The 16,206-nt window shown below is 39.7% G+C and carries 15 protein-coding genes; 1 reads left to right on the top strand and 14 read right to left on the bottom strand.

Translation table 11 applies throughout. The features are described from left to right. Positions 1 to 244 precede the first annotated feature (244 nt). From FJ709_RS06190 to FJ709_RS06155, 8 genes are all read right to left on the bottom strand, one after another. Positions 245 to 1,261, bottom strand: coding sequence for an aspartate-semialdehyde dehydrogenase (locus FJ709_RS06190; protein ID WP_226414475.1), 1,017 nt, complete (start codon positions 1,259 to 1,261; stop codon positions 245 to 247). Between the two features lie 167 nt (positions 1,262 to 1,428). Continuing rightward, a complete protein-coding gene (locus FJ709_RS06185; RefSeq protein WP_226414473.1) occupies positions 1,429 to 2,568 on the bottom strand; it encodes a 4-phosphoerythronate dehydrogenase in 1,140 nt (379 codons plus the stop codon). Positions 2,569 to 2,636: 68 nt separating this feature from the next. Further along, positions 2,637 to 4,307, bottom strand: a complete 1,671-nt coding sequence (gene glnS / locus FJ709_RS06180) for a glutamine--tRNA ligase (protein ID WP_226414471.1) — start codon at positions 4,305 to 4,307, stop codon at positions 2,637 to 2,639. A 154-nt stretch (positions 4,308 to 4,461) separates the two neighbouring features. Further along, positions 4,462 to 6,771, bottom strand: a complete 2,310-nt coding sequence (feoB, locus tag FJ709_RS06175) for a Fe(2+) transporter permease subunit FeoB (RefSeq protein ID WP_226414469.1) — start codon at positions 6,769 to 6,771, stop codon at positions 4,462 to 4,464. Beyond that, entirely contained in the window at positions 6,768 to 7,001 is a 234-nt protein-coding gene (locus FJ709_RS06170) for a FeoA family protein (protein WP_226414467.1), read from the bottom strand. Before FJ709_RS06170 ends, feoB begins: the two co-directional genes overlap by 4 nt. 176 nt (positions 7,002 to 7,177) lie before the next feature. After that, positions 7,178 to 7,708, bottom strand: a complete 531-nt coding sequence (locus tag FJ709_RS06165; RefSeq protein ID WP_226414465.1) for a GNAT family N-acetyltransferase — start codon at positions 7,706 to 7,708, stop codon at positions 7,178 to 7,180. Positions 7,709 to 7,792: 84 nt separating this feature from the next. Further along, the gene (locus tag FJ709_RS06160) at positions 7,793 to 8,071 is read right to left on the bottom strand and encodes a peptidylprolyl isomerase (RefSeq protein WP_226414463.1); all 279 of its coding nucleotides are present in this window, start codon (positions 8,069 to 8,071) and stop codon (positions 7,793 to 7,795) included. A 76-nt stretch (positions 8,072 to 8,147) separates the two neighbouring features. Next, positions 8,148 to 9,986 (bottom strand): DUF885 domain-containing protein, encoded by a 1,839-nt coding sequence (locus FJ709_RS06155; protein ID WP_226414461.1) that lies wholly within the window; start codon positions 9,984 to 9,986, stop codon positions 8,148 to 8,150. 74 nt (positions 9,987 to 10,060) lie between these two features. Here FJ709_RS06155 and FJ709_RS06150 point away from each other — a divergent pair, with 74 nt between their 5' ends. After that, on the top strand, positions 10,061 to 10,570 hold the full coding sequence (locus FJ709_RS06150; protein ID WP_226414458.1) for a diguanylate cyclase domain-containing protein: 510 nt from the start codon (positions 10,061 to 10,063) through the stop codon (positions 10,568 to 10,570). A gap of 69 nt (positions 10,571 to 10,639) precedes the next feature. Here FJ709_RS06150 and FJ709_RS06145 read toward each other — a convergent pair whose 3' ends face one another. From FJ709_RS06145 to FJ709_RS06120, 6 genes are read right to left on the bottom strand one after another with little or no spacing between them, the layout of a single operon-like run. Beyond that, on the bottom strand, positions 10,640 to 11,887 hold the full coding sequence (locus tag FJ709_RS06145; RefSeq protein ID WP_226414455.1) for a tetratricopeptide repeat protein: 1,248 nt from the start codon (positions 11,885 to 11,887) through the stop codon (positions 10,640 to 10,642). Further along, on the bottom strand, positions 11,887 to 12,507 hold the full coding sequence (locus FJ709_RS06140) for an energy transducer TonB (RefSeq protein WP_226414452.1): 621 nt from the start codon (positions 12,505 to 12,507) through the stop codon (positions 11,887 to 11,889). Before FJ709_RS06140 ends, FJ709_RS06145 begins: the two co-directional genes overlap by 1 nt. Position 12,508: 1 nt before the next feature. Then, the gene (locus FJ709_RS06135) at positions 12,509 to 12,913 is read right to left on the bottom strand and encodes an ExbD/TolR family protein (protein WP_226414450.1); all 405 of its coding nucleotides are present in this window, start codon (positions 12,911 to 12,913) and stop codon (positions 12,509 to 12,511) included. Between the two features lie 13 nt (positions 12,914 to 12,926). Beyond that, the gene (locus FJ709_RS06130) at positions 12,927 to 13,454 is read right to left on the bottom strand and encodes a MotA/TolQ/ExbB proton channel family protein (RefSeq protein ID WP_226414447.1); all 528 of its coding nucleotides are present in this window, start codon (positions 13,452 to 13,454) and stop codon (positions 12,927 to 12,929) included. After that, positions 13,454 to 14,809, bottom strand: a complete 1,356-nt coding sequence (locus tag FJ709_RS06125; RefSeq protein WP_226414444.1) for a MotA/TolQ/ExbB proton channel family protein — start codon at positions 14,807 to 14,809, stop codon at positions 13,454 to 13,456. Before FJ709_RS06125 ends, FJ709_RS06130 begins: the two co-directional genes overlap by 1 nt. After that, entirely contained in the window at positions 14,809 to 15,591 is a 783-nt protein-coding gene (locus FJ709_RS06120; protein WP_226414442.1) for a DUF3450 domain-containing protein, read from the bottom strand. The genes FJ709_RS06125 and FJ709_RS06120 overlap by 1 nt, the downstream gene beginning before the upstream one ends. Positions 15,592 to 16,206: the final 615 nt, after the last annotated feature.

Genomic DNA, 16,206 nt, shown 5'->3' with positions numbered 1-16,206 from the left:
AACATTTGTCATAGTGACAATTGGCTTTAGGTCATTTTTATCGTTAATTATTTGCTATAAAATTTCGTTAACTGTTATTAACATTATTGATGATTAATGAAATTTTGGCATTTTTACGACTATAAACTAAGTTTGTCAGCCCTGCTACTATAGCGACAAGCCTAAAACTAAAAAAGCCCACAAAATGCGGGCTTTTTAGACTAAACAACTCAATTACCTAAGATAAATTTAACTCATCGGATATTTAGTAATAATCCCGAATTAAAATTTCAGCAATTTGAACACTGTTTAAGGCCGCACCCTTACGAATGTTATCGGCCGTTACCCATAAATTTATACCATGAGAATGAGAAATATCTTTTCTGACACGTCCAACAAAAACAGGATCATGACCTGCTGAGTCAGTTACCGCTGTAGGGTATTCATCATCACTTTCAAATAACACCACACCTGGCGCGCCACGAAGTACCGCTTTAACAGCTTCTGCATCAACAGGCTCACGGGTTTCAAGGTGAATAGCTTCTGAATGACCATAAAATACCGGCACACGAACCGCTGTTGGATTAACTACGATTTCGTCATCACCAAATATTTTTTGTGTTTCCCACACCATTTTCATTTCTTCTTTGGTGTAGCCATTTTCCATAAACTTATCAATTTGTGGCAACACATTGAATGCTATCTGCTTTGGATAAACGCTAGGCTCTGAAGGTAAACCTTGCAGTAGTTTAGTGCATTGCCCCGCTAGCTCATCAATGGCTTTTTTACCTGTTCCAGAAACCGATTGATACGTAGCCACGTTAATACGCGTAATACCAAAAGCATCATAAATCGGCTTTAATGCAACCAGCATCTGAATCGTTGAACAGTTAGGGTTAGCAATTATGTTACGGTTACGGAAATCTGCAATCGCTTCAGGATTCACTTCAGGGATCACTAATGGTACATCAATGTCATATCTGAAATGTGAGGTATTATCGATAACAACACAACCGGCTTCACCTGCTATTGGTGCCCACTTTTCAGAAACATCTCCACCTGCAGAGAAAAATCCAATTTGAGCTTGAGTCCAGTCGAATTTTTCTACATCAAGAATTTCAACCTGTTTACCATGAAAACTCACGGTTTCGCCGGCACTGCGACTACTCGCTAAAGGAAATAACTTAGCAACCGGAAAATTACGCTCTTCAAGGATCTCAATCATTGTTTGACCCACTGCGCCCGATGCACCTAAAACGACAACATTAAATTCCTGAGACATATAAACGCTCGACTCCTAATAATCTTATTGGACTAACAATTTACCTAGTTTACCGCGCTTATACTAGGCCTGATTAGTTAAAAATGGTTCGATTAGGTTGATTTTTTCTCAACTGACTAACCTTATGACAAAATAGGTCACGAATGGCTAACTAAACGAGACTTTTATTAAGAAAAACCCAATGATGACAAGGTATTTCTGCAATCTATAATTGCAGTATTTGCATCATTCACAGGATATTTAACCGCTAAGGCACTAAACTCTCGTCTGTGGGTATGTTGCTTACGCAGCAAGTCAAACCCTGCCGCGCTGCCAAAGTGCTGCCTGAATAGCGCATCATCATCGCGTAAATCAAACACTAAACGGCACATTTTAAGTAAGCTGGTTTCATCTAAGTTGGCGACATTCAGTAACTGACTAAACTCAAATTCTGGTAATAAGTAATTCAATGATTGATTAACGGCAATATTCAAGTGTTGGCAGAGCTGTTGATATAATATAAAAGTGCCCCTAGCCTTACCTTCTAAGCTATATCCAGCAATATGGGGGGTAGCAAATTCAACTAAAGGAACCAGTTCAGCCATTGGATTGGGCTCACCTTCCCATACATCGAGAATCACTCTTAAATCTGTTCGCGTTTGTTTAATCTTTATTAATGCCCGATTATCAATCACCTCACCACGACAGCAATTTATTAACCAGATGTTTGGTTTTAATGACTTGAGCTTTTGCTCATCAAATAAATACCAGGTTTTATGTGGGCCGACTTTAGTAATGGGTACATGTAAAGACACAATATCTGCACGTTCAAGCAACTCATCAAGGGAGATAAAATGACGGCTATCGCCTTCTGCTTGCTTAAGCGGATCGCATAACAAAACTTGCAAGCCATATGCTTGCAAACACTTGGCTGCAGCGGTGCCAGTATTACCGGCTCCAACAATCCCTACCACTTTACCTTTTAATGAGGTTTGTAACCTTTTAGCTAGCTCTAAAAGTGCAATAAAAACGAATTCACCCACCGCAGTGGCGTTACAGCCTGGGGCGTTTGAAAACATAATGCCACGCTGATTTAAATACTCGATATCAATGTGATCAGTGCCAATGGTGGCGCTACCAACAAATTTCAATTTATGGGCATGCTGCAACAAAGCTTGATTAACCTTGGTAACAGAGCGCACTAATAGCACATCAGCATCGTTGACTTGCTCAGCAGTTAGGGTTCTACCATTGACGAACTCTATTTGGCCAAGTTCTGCAAATAATGCCTCAACAAAAGGCATGTTTTCATCAGCAATTATTTTCATCAGCTTTTCTACATAGTTGAAAAATAATAAAAAAGGCGCATATAGCGCCTTTTGTAAAACAATACGAGTTAAGCGAAAGAATCTCTTAACGGTACTGTTAAGTTAAATACTAAGCGATCGGCACTTGAGTCTTTATTATCAGCACAGTAGTAACCTTCGCGCTCAAATTGATATGCTTTTTCAGCTGGTGCATTCACCAGGCTCGGCTCGACCAAACCATTTAATACTACCAATGAATTAGGATTAATCACCTCATCCACGGTATCAAATGTTGCTGGATTAGCTTCAGTAAATAAACGTTCATACAAACGAAACTCAGCAGGTTTTGCAGAAGATGCTTCAACCCAATGGATCACGCCTTTTACTTTGCGACCATCAGCTGGGTTTTTACCTAAAGTTTCATCGTCATAACTACAGTAAACCGTGGTCACGTTGCCATCTGCGTCTTTGTCACAGCGCTCTGCTTTAATCACATAGGCATTACGTAAACGTACTTCTTTACCTAACACTAAACGTTTAAAGTGCTTATTAGCTTCTTCTTTAAAATCTTCAGCATCGATAAATAAATCTCGACCAAAAAATAACTCACGGGTGCCCATCGCTTCATTAGAAGGATGCGCCGCAGCTTGAATACTTTCAGGCTCAGCATGTGGATAATTTTCAATAACCACTTTAATTGGCCGAAGTACTGCCATGGCACGCGGTGCATGTTCGTTTAACTCTTCACGAATGCAAGCATCTAACATACCCACTTCAATTAAGTTATCTTGTTTAGTCACACCGATACGCTGACAAAACTCACGAATTGAACCCGGTGTATAACCTCTACGACGCAAACCAGCAATGGTAGGCATACGCGGGTCGTCCCAACCGTTAACAAGCTTACGAGTGACTAAATCATTCAATTTTCGCTTAGACATTAAGGTATATTCAAGATTTAAGCGCGAAAACTCATATTGACGAGTTCGATTTGGCGCTTGAAAATCATCTAAATGATCTAATACCCAGTCATATAAACGACGATTATCTTGAAACTCTAATGTACAGACTGAATGAGTAATATTTTCGAGCGCATCAGAAATACAATGGGTAAAATCATACATTGGATATATGCACCATTTATCACCTGTTTGGTGATGATGTGCAAATCGAATGCGATAAATGATTGGATCGCGCATACACATAAATGGCGAAGCCATATCAATTTTAGCCCGCAGGGCACACTCACCTTCCTTGAATTCACCATTACGCATTTTTTCAAATAATGCGAGGTTTTCTTCAACAGATGAATCACGATGGGGACTGTTTTTACCTGGTTCTTTTAAGGTGCCACGATATTCACGGGTTTGTTCGCCGTTTAAGAAACAAACGTAAGCTAACCCTTTTTTGATTAACTCAATCGCATATTGATGCAATTGGTCAAAATAGTTCGATGAATAACGAATATCGCCAGACCATTCAAATCCCAACCAGCGCACGTCTTCCTGAATAGATTTAACATAGTTAATATCTTCTTTCTCAGGGTTAGTATCATCAAAACGTAAGTTACACTGGCCTTGATAATCTTTAGCTATACCAAAGTTTAAGCAAATAGACTTGGCATGACCAATATGTAAAAAGCCGTTCGGCTCTGGTGGAAAACGAGTGTGCACATGATTGTGCTTACCACTTTTTAGGTCTTCGTCAATGATATTACGAATGAAGTTACTTGGACGTACTTCGGTGTCCACTTGACTCATGAAAATCCTCTCGGCACACATGGCAATATTGTTAAAAATAAGATGATCCTACAGAACTGTAGCAGTTACAACTATTGCACTACAAAAAGCGTAAAAAAAACAATAAACCCAGCTAAAGCTGGGTTTATTGTTCAATATTCATCTATTAATTAGCTTAACCAGTAATAATTTTTATCCCGGGAATAATCTGTTGAGCTTTGAGGCCTTTCTTCTTTAACCAAACATAGAAGATGACCAATGCAAACATAAAGAAACTTATCCATGCCATTGATTGCACAGGGTGCTCACTGAATGTGGCACCTTGATAAACAACAGTGGCTGTTCCATAAGCTAAAGCAAATGTCCATAACGCGGCAAACCGCGCCCATTTAATACCAAATTCATTAACCAACGCGCCCATAGCTGCAACACATGGCGTGTAAAGTAGAATAAATAATAGATATGAAAAAGCAGCAACTTGTCCACTAAAGCCAGATTGTAAGGCACTGAATGTTGATTTATCAACAGCTAACTCTTCTGCTGCGGTGTCAATATTATCAACACTCCCAACATCAATCGATAATGGGTCATCAGGGGCGATACCAAGTAAGTTTTCAGGTATTGTTAACCATGCCGCATGGAATGTATCAGCTAACGATGCCAACTCATCAGCACCAACACTAGGTGTGCTATATAAACTATTCAAGGTACCAACTACGGCTTCCTTAGCAAATATGCCAGTAATAATACCTACAGTTGCTGGCCAATTATCTTGTTCAATACCCATAGGAGAAAATAAAGGCGTCACTTGTTGACTGGCTACACTGAGTAGTGACTCCTGGCTATCCTCATGACCAAAACTACCATCTATGCCAATAGCATTAATAAAGTTAAGTAGCGTCACTACGATTACAATCGTTTTACCCGCACCAAGAATAAAGCTTTTAGTGCGTTTGGCCGTACGAGATAGTACCGCTTTGACTCTTGGCATTTCATAGCTTGGTAATTCCATCACTACCGCACTACTAGTTCCAGGTAGAACAGTATGACGTAATAGAAGCCCTGTACCAACAGCAGCAAAGATACCAATAATATACAGCATGAAGACTAAATTCTGACCCGAGTCAGGGAAAAAAGCTGCTGCAAATAATGCGTAAACGGGTAAGCGGGCACCGCAAGACATAAAAGGAGCCATCATACCGGTTACGATACGCTCACGCTCACTGCCTAACGTACGAGTTGCCATAATGGCCGGAACAGAACAGCCGAAACCAACTATCATTGGCACAAAGGCTTTTCCGGGCAAACCAATTCGACGCATTAAACCGTCAACAACAAATGCCGCCCTGGCCATATAGCCCGATGCTTCAAGTACAGACAAGACTAAAAATAGCGCTGCAATAACCGGAATAAAAGTCGCAACGGTTTGAACACCTTGACCAACACCACCGGCGAGAATTGTCACTAGCCAATCTGGGGAGCCTATTGAACTTAACATAGCACCAAAATGATCGACAAAAATGGCACCGGCTGTCATGTCAAAAAAATCAATAAAAGAGCTACCAACATTGATACTGAACATAAACATCAAATACATGACGAATAAGAATACCGGAATGCCTAAAAATGGGTGCAGAACAAAACGGTCTAACCTATCTGTCATACTAAGATGTTCGCCGACATTAACAGAAGCGTTAAAGATTTTTTCAACGAAATCGTATCGTGTTGTAGCTACCATCACTTCTATATCTTCACCGCTTTGTTCTGCGGTTTTGGTACAAGCGCTAACAATATCTTTGAGTTGACTGCTGTCACAGCTACCGCAACCATTGCCATTACCTAACATGGCTAAAGCACGGCCTCGGCTTAACTGAGGCAAATGATGTAAATTACTTTGTTGTTGCAATGTAATAACACTTTGCTCAATTGAAGCGTGATAATTGAGCTCAAGTGGTTTTTCTGCTATTTCTTTATCAACAATCGATAATATAGCGGACTTAACGCGTTCAACATCGTTCAAATCTCGAGAACATACACCTATAACAGGACAGCCTAGTGCAGCAGACATTTGTTCAATATCTATGTCGATTTTAAGTTTTTTAGCCGCATCAGTTTTGTTAAGTACAACGACCATAGGGATGCCAAGTTCACGTAATTGCACCGTTAAGTACAAATGGCGTTCAATGTTAGTGGCATCAACCAGATTAATGATTGCATCAACTTTTTCATCTGCTAAATACTGTTGAGCAATTTGCTCATCTAGCGAGCAGTCACAGCTGTTACCTGCGGGTAATAAATCATAGATACCGGGTAAGTCTGTTAAAAAAACCTCGGTATCGGCAAGACTAAACTGGCCAGTTTTCTTTTCAACCGTGACACCAGACCAATTACCCACCTGTTGATTTGAGCCGGTTAGGGCGTTAAAAAGCGTAGACTTACCTGCGTTAGGGTTACCTACAGTGACGCAATGGAATTGTTTAGTCATGATTTAACCACCTCAATAACTTCAGCTAAATCTTTACGCATACAAATATGGCTACCTCGAAGATTAAGTTCTACACCGGAACCCATTGGCGCTCGACGTACTAAACTAAAATGAGTATTAGGAGTAATCCCCATTGAGAGTAATTTACGCTTTACGGTTTGCGGAAGAGAAAGATGGCCGATTTGACAAATCATTGCCTTGTCGCCAGGACTTAGCTCGCTAAGTTTCATTAAGGTACGCCTTTTACATCATTGATGACCAGACAATTCTAGCGAAGGTTAGGCAGTTAAAACTTTATCTAGATCAAAGTTTTTAGTGTTAACGAGAATTGTTTTCAATTGTATTTAGTATTATGTGACAAACCTCTTACTAAAAAAAGGGTTTTTTTATGAATTTTGAAACATCTTTATAGTGGAGCTAATACTAAGCCGAATTGGTAGTCATCTATCCACTTTCCCGCTAAGTAAGTGTGCTGCAAAAAAGTGCCCTCTAAACTAAAACCTACTTTTTGTAATACTTTAATTGAAGGTAAATTCGTTTGAGCACAAACAGCAACATACTTATGAATATCAAATTGTAAGCGGCCCCAGTCAACTAAAGTTTGCAGGCTTTCTGTTCCATAGCCCATACCCTGCATGCTTGAAGACAATAAGTAACCCACCTCAACACGCTTTGAATAAAAGTCCTGACAATAAAAGCCCATTAAACCAACAAACTCGCCATCAATGGTTTCAATCAGTAACGTTAGCCAGTCACCACTTTCAATAGACCAAGGCAACAATCTTGACTCAAACTTTGCCAGTAGCACTACTTCAGTCGCAGGTTCACGAATATACTGGTTAACTTGAGGATCTTGGTTGATAGATAAAAAATTATCCCAGTCTTGATATTGCAAACTTCTAATCACTAATCTATCGCTATACAGTGCTATATCCATATTACTCTCACCGACAATAACAACAAAAAATCTGACAAAAAAGGCGACACTTAGTCGCCTTTAACATCATTATTAACAAAGAGACTAACCTCGGCTAGTCACTTCTAATAAATGGTATCCAAACTGAGTTTTCACTGGACCTTGAACTTGGTTTAATGGCGCGTTAAATACGACTTCATCAAACTCTTTTACCATCATGCCTGGACCAAAAGCACCTAAGTCACCGCCTTGAGAACCTGAAGGGCATGAAGAGTAAGATTTTGCTATTTCAGCAAATTCAGCTCCATTTTCAATTTGTTGCTTTAATTCGTTACATTGCTCTTCAGTACTGACTAACAAATGTCTTGCCGTTGCTTGTACCATTCTAACTCCTACCTAACTTGAAATAAATGTGCCGCATACCTTAGCATAAATAAGATGTGCGACACACGCATGAAAATTAATGTTTTGCTAATTCAGCATCAACCCAATCAGACACTTTTCTTTCCATTACCGCCATAGGTAATGAACCTGTAGTGAGAATTTGATCATGGAAACCTTTAATATCAAATTTATCATCCAATTGCTTTTCAGCATCTGCGCGTAGTTTTAGAATTGTTAACTGGCCTACCTTATAAGATAAGGCTTGACCAGGAATGGCCATGTAACGCTCAACCTCTGCAACAATATCAGACTCCGCCATTGGCGAATTATCTTTCATGTATTGAATAGCTTGCTCGCGGCTCCAGCCTTTGGCGTGAAGACCGGTATCAACAACTAAGCGCATAGCGCGTAGCATTTCATCAGACAGCTTGCCAAAATACTGATACGGGTCAGTGAACAAGCCCATCTCAATACCTAAATACTCAGCATAGAGTGCCCAACCCTCTTCAAAAGCGGTATAACCTTGGAAACGTTGAAATTCAGGAACCTCTGTTAACTCTTGTTTAATCGCTATTTGAAAATGGTGACCAGGAGCTGCTTCGTGTAACGATAACGTGGTCATCCCCCATTTAGGCTGGGCTTTTAAGTTAAACGTATTGATATAAAAAACACCGGGACGAGAACCGTCAACAGCGGGTGATTCATATGATGCGCCTGCTGCAGATTGCTCACGGAAACTTTCTACTGGTTTCACTACATAATCAGCTTTAGGCATAACATTAAAATATTTAGGTAGTACTTGGTTAATGGTATCTTTTAATTCCATATAGCCATCAATCAAGTCTTTCTTGTCAGTGAAGAAATATTGCGGCTCTGATGATAAAGAAGCAAAAAATGCCGTTAAATCACCTTCGAATTTAACTTGTTCTCTGACCTTATCCATTTCAGTTAAAATACGCTTCACCTCAGATAAACCAATCTGATGAATTTCATCAACGGGCATTTTGGTCGTTGTATGGCTATTCGCTAAATGTTGATACCACACTTTACCATTAGGTAATCCCCACCAACCGTCAGAAGCCCTTGCGTTAGCCAAATAAGTACCTTGAACATAATCACGCAGAGTAGCCAGTGCAGGAATTAATTTAACGCTTATAAAAGATTTATACTCCTGTGTCAGTTCAGCCTTTTGTTCGGCCGTGAATGAATCAGGCATCAATTTTATTGGCGAATAAAACAGACTATCTTCAGGGTTAGCAACCACCTGGGCAGTTAGTTGAGGGATCATTCTATCTACCAATACTTTAGGTAGAACCACTTTGCTATTAATACCCTCGTCCATTCTCACTTGGGCCAACTGTAGCCAATTAACGAACCCATCTAAACGAGAAAGCCAGTTTTGATAGTCATCAACCGTTTTAAAAGGTTGTGCGCTTTCACCGGCACCTAACTGAACCATAGTGAAAACGGTGTTATAAAACTGATTCATGGGCAAGAAATGCTCAGGATAAGTTTCCGCCATCAATTCCATATCACGATCATAAATAAACATGCTGTAGCTAATTTTCAAATCAGCAGGTAAAGCATCTGCATCAATATCTTTAGCCTGTGAAAAGTACTTGGCATTAAGATCATGGCGAGCCTTTAAATATTCCTCAGTTAATGATTTACCAAATTGATCATTGTATTCATTCACGCCAACAAAAGTTGCGTAAATCGGCTCAAGTTTTAATTGCTCTTTAAAAAAGCTATCAACCATAGTTAAGTAAGCCTGTTCAGCTGACTCTTTAGTTGATTGCGAAATTGATTGAGCTGCGGCTTCAGTCGAAGCCAAAGATGCTTGTGGCGTATTATCGCTACAACCTTGGATCGCAAACAATAACGATATGCTGGCTGCTAGGAGGGTTTTCTTCATTTTTATTAATCCTTTTACACATGAATCAAAAAACATATCTATAATTAAGTAAGAATATTCAATGGAGTTCCTCAATGACCTATTCTTTTCGCAATTCAAGCTTTAGAGATCCTGAAACGGGTGTCTATAATCAAATATACTTTATGGAAGTGTTTAACCGTGAATGGCACCGCCATCAACGAGAAAAGCAAAGCTTAGCGTTATTGTATCTTTGCCCACACATACATGAAACAGTTAAACAACCTCATTTACTGGAATTATTCACTAATCAGGTGCAAGAAGCACTTTTACGAGCAACGGATCTCATCGCAAGATTAGACACAAATCATTTTGCCCTTGGCTTATTCAATGTCGATGAGGAAGGCGCTAAAGTCGTTTTACAAAGAATTGATGAACAAATAAATCAATTTCTCACCAAGTACGGTAAAGACCATAATTTCAGTATTAATTACAAACTCGCAGGAGGAATATGTCTGCCCAGTAATGATAAAAATATTGAAGGACTATTTGTCAAAGTAGAATCACTTTCAAATGAATTAGCGCTAGACCATTCGCGTCATCAAGCTTTGACCCACTTACAGTAATTCATACAAACTACACATAATAAAAAAGCCCCTCGCGGGGCTTTTTTAATGTCTAGAAATAACTATTAACTACAGGGCCACGTTATGAATACGGGCTTTTTCTTTAATATAAGAAATGTAACTATTAGCACTTCTAGCAGTCTTTTTATCTTTCGATGCTTGAACAGCACGATTATAAGCTGACTTATATTGTTTCAAAGTTAAATGCACTAATGCTAGCTCGAAATGCGCTTCACCTGGGTTATCAATACCCAAGTCGAGTGCTTTTTCAAGGGCAACAATTGCTTCTTTATAATTTTGGTCAAGGGACAATAAACGCCCTTGCTTTAAATATAATTCACCATCATTACCTGCGACAGCTGCTTTACCATAGTAATTAGCGGCTAGCTTAAACTCTTTAGCATTATGGTAGAATCCAGCGAGAACATTAAATGTTTTCTGACTTTCTGGAATCAACCCTGATTTCAAGTGTTTTTCATAAATTTTAGCAGCTTGATAAGGCGAACCTTTTTGCGCTAAAAGTTGTGCTAAACGAGTGATGTTTCCATCAGTATCTAAGAAACCAGCTTTATAAGCTAAGTCATAAGTTGCTAAAGAACGATCATAATCTTCAGTCATCAAATAAAACTGTGCTAACTGAACCCATAGACGCTTATCGTCTTGGAATAAAGGCACCATAGTTTCTAGAATTTTAACTGCATCTTTATACTTTTTCTGATTAAAGTATGCGGTCAATTTCATTTGATATAAGTTTTTATCAGGCTCTTCTGCTAATGCTAAACCTTTATCAGCAACTTCAAGTACTTTATTCCATTCTTTTAACTCTGAGTGTGCAATACCCACACGGCGATACATTTGAGAATCAGCCTTACAGGTAAAGTCCATCCATTTGTAATAATATGGAATAGCTTCCTTAAATTTTCTCTCTTGTAGTAGCAAATCCGCATACAAACGCATTGTTGCCGCGTGATCAGTACCACCAAGAATGTCAGCTTCGACGGCAGTCTTCAAGTACTTGATCGCCGTTTGCATTTGACCTTTCTCAGCATAAAAGTTACCTAACATGCGATCGACATAAGCTTTGTCAAAATCATTTTTAGGATTAGCTTCTAGTAACATAGAGATCGCTGCATCTAAATTGCCTTCAGTATATGCTTCGAAAGACTTTTGTACTTTCTTAGCAGCACTGTCGCCAACTGCACGTGACTGACGCTTGTCAATCTCACACTTTTCAGCTGCAATTGCGGCACTGCTCAACATTGCACTTCCACAAACGGAAAGAAGTAGTGCTGTTGCAATAGTCGTAATTTTGCGCATTATCTACCTCCTTTCTCTAAAGTGAAATCAAGTTGTACAGCCATACCTGTTTGTTTAAGCGCTTTGCCATCAACAATTTTAGGCTTATATTTCCACTTCTTAAGAGCACGAATTGCTTCGCGGTCAAATAAGCGTTTTGGTTCTGCTTTGATAACTTCAACGTCATCTACACCACCAAGTTCATTGATTGTAAAAGAAAGTTGCACCCAACCTTCTTTACCATCACGAGCAGCAGCAATAGGATATTGAGGCTCGATACGAACAATCGGTGTAGCATCACCATCACGGGTCATCATATTACCAAGCTTAAAGCCTGTTGATGCTGAACCCGCTTCAACTCCACCCATATTGAACGCCATATTAGTGTCAATATTATTTGCAGCATCTGGCGGAGTAGTATCCGGCTTCGGTGGCTGCTCTGGTGGTGGTGGTGGCTTAGGAGTTACCCTTGGTTTCTTCTGTGCCTTCGAATCCTGCTTATCCATCGTAATTTCAATAACAGGGGTCTCAGTCGACTCATCGTTGCGTTGTGCACCGCCGCCGACCAAGAATGCCATGAAGGCAAACAGACCAAAAGTCACTGCGGCACCAATTATGATTGATACGAGTGCTCTTAGCATATTAGTCATTCCCCGCTGATACAGAAATTTTGTCGATACCAGCAGCTTTTACGTTATCAAGCACTTTAACTACTAAACCATGAGTAGTGTCTTTATCTGCTTGAATCAGAACAGCCGCTTCCGGTGCTTCAGCTAACATACGTTCTACGTTAGCAGTTACACGTTCAATATCAACCTGACGATTTTCCATCATAATGACGCCAGATTTACTGATGCCAATAAAGATGTTTGCCGAAGGTTTAGACGTAGCCTGTGACGCTTTTGGCTTGTTATAGTCTAAGCCAGATGGCTTAACAAATGATGTTGTTACAATAAAGAAGATCAGCATGATAAATACGATGTCTAGCATCGGGGTCATATCAATTTGCGCTTCCTCATCTATACTGGAATGCTTCTTACGTGCCATGTTCAATCTCTCTTTAGTGGTGAGGCATGCTGTCTTTTAGCATTTCTAATCTGATTCTCATTTTCGAGTCTAAACGAGTGCTGAAAAACACACCCGATAGCGCTGCTACCATTCCTGCCATTGTTGGCATTGTGGCCATTGAGATACCAGCTGCCATTAGACGAGCATTACTCGTCCCCTGAACTGCCATCACATCGAATACTGAAATCATACCGGTTACGGTACCAAGTAAACCAATCATTGGACAGATTGCTACTAGGGTTTTGATTAACAGCATACGTGCATTCAAATCTTGCTTAGCTTGGGACACCCAAGCTTCACGGATACGGTGTGCGTGCCAAGAGTGTGTTTCATCTCTTGCTTCCCATGCAGATATAACAGCTTGATGTTGCTTTGGTGATATCCAGTTTAGATACCAGTAACGTTCAAGCATTAATACCCACATTAGGAAAAGCACAGCTGCTACCAACCAGAGGACATCTCCCCCGGAGGCCATGAAGCCCCTGACGGAATCCCATATATCCATCAGGAATAGCATCATTAGTCAGCCCTCTTCTCAGCATGTTCTGCAATGATACCAGCGCTTTGTTCTTCAAGAACTTGAACGATTGATTTACTACGTGCAACAACAATTGCGTGTAATAACATTAATGGTAACGCTGCAATTAGACCTTGTACTGTAGTAACAAGTGCCATAGAAATACCGCCAGCCATTAACTTTGGATCGCCTGTACCGAATAACTGGATTGATTGGAAAGTTGCAATCATACCGGTTACTGTACCTAGAAGACCCATCATTGGCGCGATAGCTGCTAGTACCTTAATGATTGAAATACGTGCTTCTAAAGCAGGCGTTTCTTTCAAAATAGCTTCATCAAGTTTCAGCTCTAACGTTTCAACATCAACATCTTTGTTGTCTTGATATACTTTCAAGATACGACCAAGTGGGTTCTTACCTGGGTTATTGATATTTTTACGTTGGCTTTTAACTTTACCAGAAGTAACTGTTAACGTGACTAAACGCTCTAATGCGATTAAACCACCTAATGCAAGTAGTACTAGAATAATATAACCAATTGGTCCACCAGCTTCTAAACGGTCTTCGATACTAGCTTTGTTAGTGAAGATGTTTAGTAACACACCACGGGCTGGATCAATATAGAACTCAGAGAAACCAGAAGTTGTATTTTCCCAGTTACCTACTGCAGAAACTTGATAACCTTCAGGTTGTTGTGAAAGCTCTTGAATTAAGCTTAACTCAGGCTTATAAACAACATATTGACCATCAGCTGTTAAGTTGAATGCACCAACACGGTAGATAGAAGTGCTAACAACGTTACCGTCGATTGCAGTCACATCACCGGTGAATTTAACCACTTTACCAGACTGAACCATTTCAAATAATTGCGCTTCCCAGAATTGCTCTAGTTCTTCAATTTTCGGTAATGATTTACGTGAGCCTAATTCTGCAATAAATGCATCACGGCCTGGGTATTGAGCAGAAATATTTGATGCTGCAAGTTTACCAGCGAAATCGCCAGCTTCACCTTTAACAACACCAAACATTTCGCCTAAGTCGCCTTGGGCTGTTTTTAAATCTTCTTCTAACTGAGCAATTTTACGCTCGTTATCTAAAAACGCTTGGTTAAGGTCTTTACCACGTTGCTTCTCTGAAGCTAAAGCATCTTTTTCACGTTTTAATAGTGACGCTTTGTCACCACGTTCGTTTTGGAATTCTCTTTCACGTTTAGCGCTGTTTTTGCCTTCATTAGCGCGTTCAACTTTAACTTGTTGCAATAATTGGTCGATAGTTTTTGGTGCGTCAGCAGCAGAAACCATGCCAGCAGTTAAAGACAAACTTGCAGCTAATACAGCTGTAGTAATTAACTTCTTCATTATTGAGCAGTCTCCGCAGCAGGAATTGGTAATGCGAATAGATCTAGAGCACCTTGCTTACGAGCAATGCGAATACCCTTTGTGATGTCACGTAAATAGCTGTCTTCTAACTTGTTCCAAGTTTTAGCTTCAGCATCGTACATCCACGCAATTTTTTGATCTAAGCTTTGAGCGTAAAGCGCTACGCGACCTAGGTTAAAGAAATCAACAAGTACTTCTTTACCATCTAAGCTTAATTTACCAGTATGAACTGATACAAAGTTACCGTATTCACGTTCAATGCTGTATGCATCAAGAATAAGACGATATTTTTCAGCTAAAGTGACTTCTGCTGTATCTAGAATGTTTTTTAGATTTTGTACACGTTCAGTACGTACTTCAGTATTAAAAGGAAGATCTAATTGAACAAACTGCTCTAATGCATCAACCATTTTAAACATTAACGGCACAACACCTTGACGTAACTTGTCAACGCCATTGATGTCTGTTTGTATTGAATCCAGTGTTTTTTGTTGATCTGCCACTAAACCAGCTACGTAGTCATTGTAAGACTTTAGTGATTCGCGTTCATCAGCAACACTGCCATACTCAAACAACATGTCTTGAGCTTGGTCAAAGTATTTGTCAACTTTTTGTTGTGACGCTGCAGTTTCAGCATGAATTCTGCTGTCAGCCTTTTGCACATCGGCAAGAGGATTTGCAACTACCAGGTTGCTACTAGCTAAAGCCAGTGCGCCAACAAGTGCAGTAGCGATTTTTGTTCTATTGCTTACCTTGGACATAGTTCCCAACCAATTTGAAGTGAATTAAAAAAGTGTAGACAGTGCAATTGTAATAGCTTGATAACAATGTTAGCAAAACGTCAACAACGCTAAGCCTATCTTTCTCTTGTGATTGTTAGTTTTTCTTCCCTTTTCTATGCCTGTTAAGGCATAGACCCGCTCGCATCATTTCACAAAATGTTGACCTATGTCAACATTTGGGAACATCAAAAATGAGTGAAAAGAACACGAAAGATTGAGATTATGTGTAGTCGCTTAATTTGTAAGCACTATGCAGTCATGGGATATATCTTATTTCTAAATTAAATATCAATTCTTATTACAATTGGTGTTAAGCGCTGCAATTTGTTACCTCTGCGCAGATGCCATTAACCACCTAGCTGATCAGCTTGGACTATACGCTTTTTAGGCAATCAATAAGGTATATGCCTTTACCTTTTACGACAAATTCTCATTATATAACACGGCAAGTGCAGCTCTGTTGCTGTGAAGCCACTTAGGCTTACGCTCTTTTGTGGTAGGTTTGATACAAATTAACAACTCTCTTTAAAACGTGCCTCAAGCCTAAAAGCCTGAATAACTCAGACTGGCTCATATTTAATGAATTGGAATGCT

Origin of the sequence: Shewanella glacialimarina (genome assembly GCF_020511155.1) — a bacterium.
Lineage (GTDB): Bacteria > Pseudomonadota > Gammaproteobacteria > Enterobacterales > Shewanellaceae > Shewanella > Shewanella glacialimarina.
This window is presented reverse-complemented; position numbering and strand designations above follow the sequence as displayed.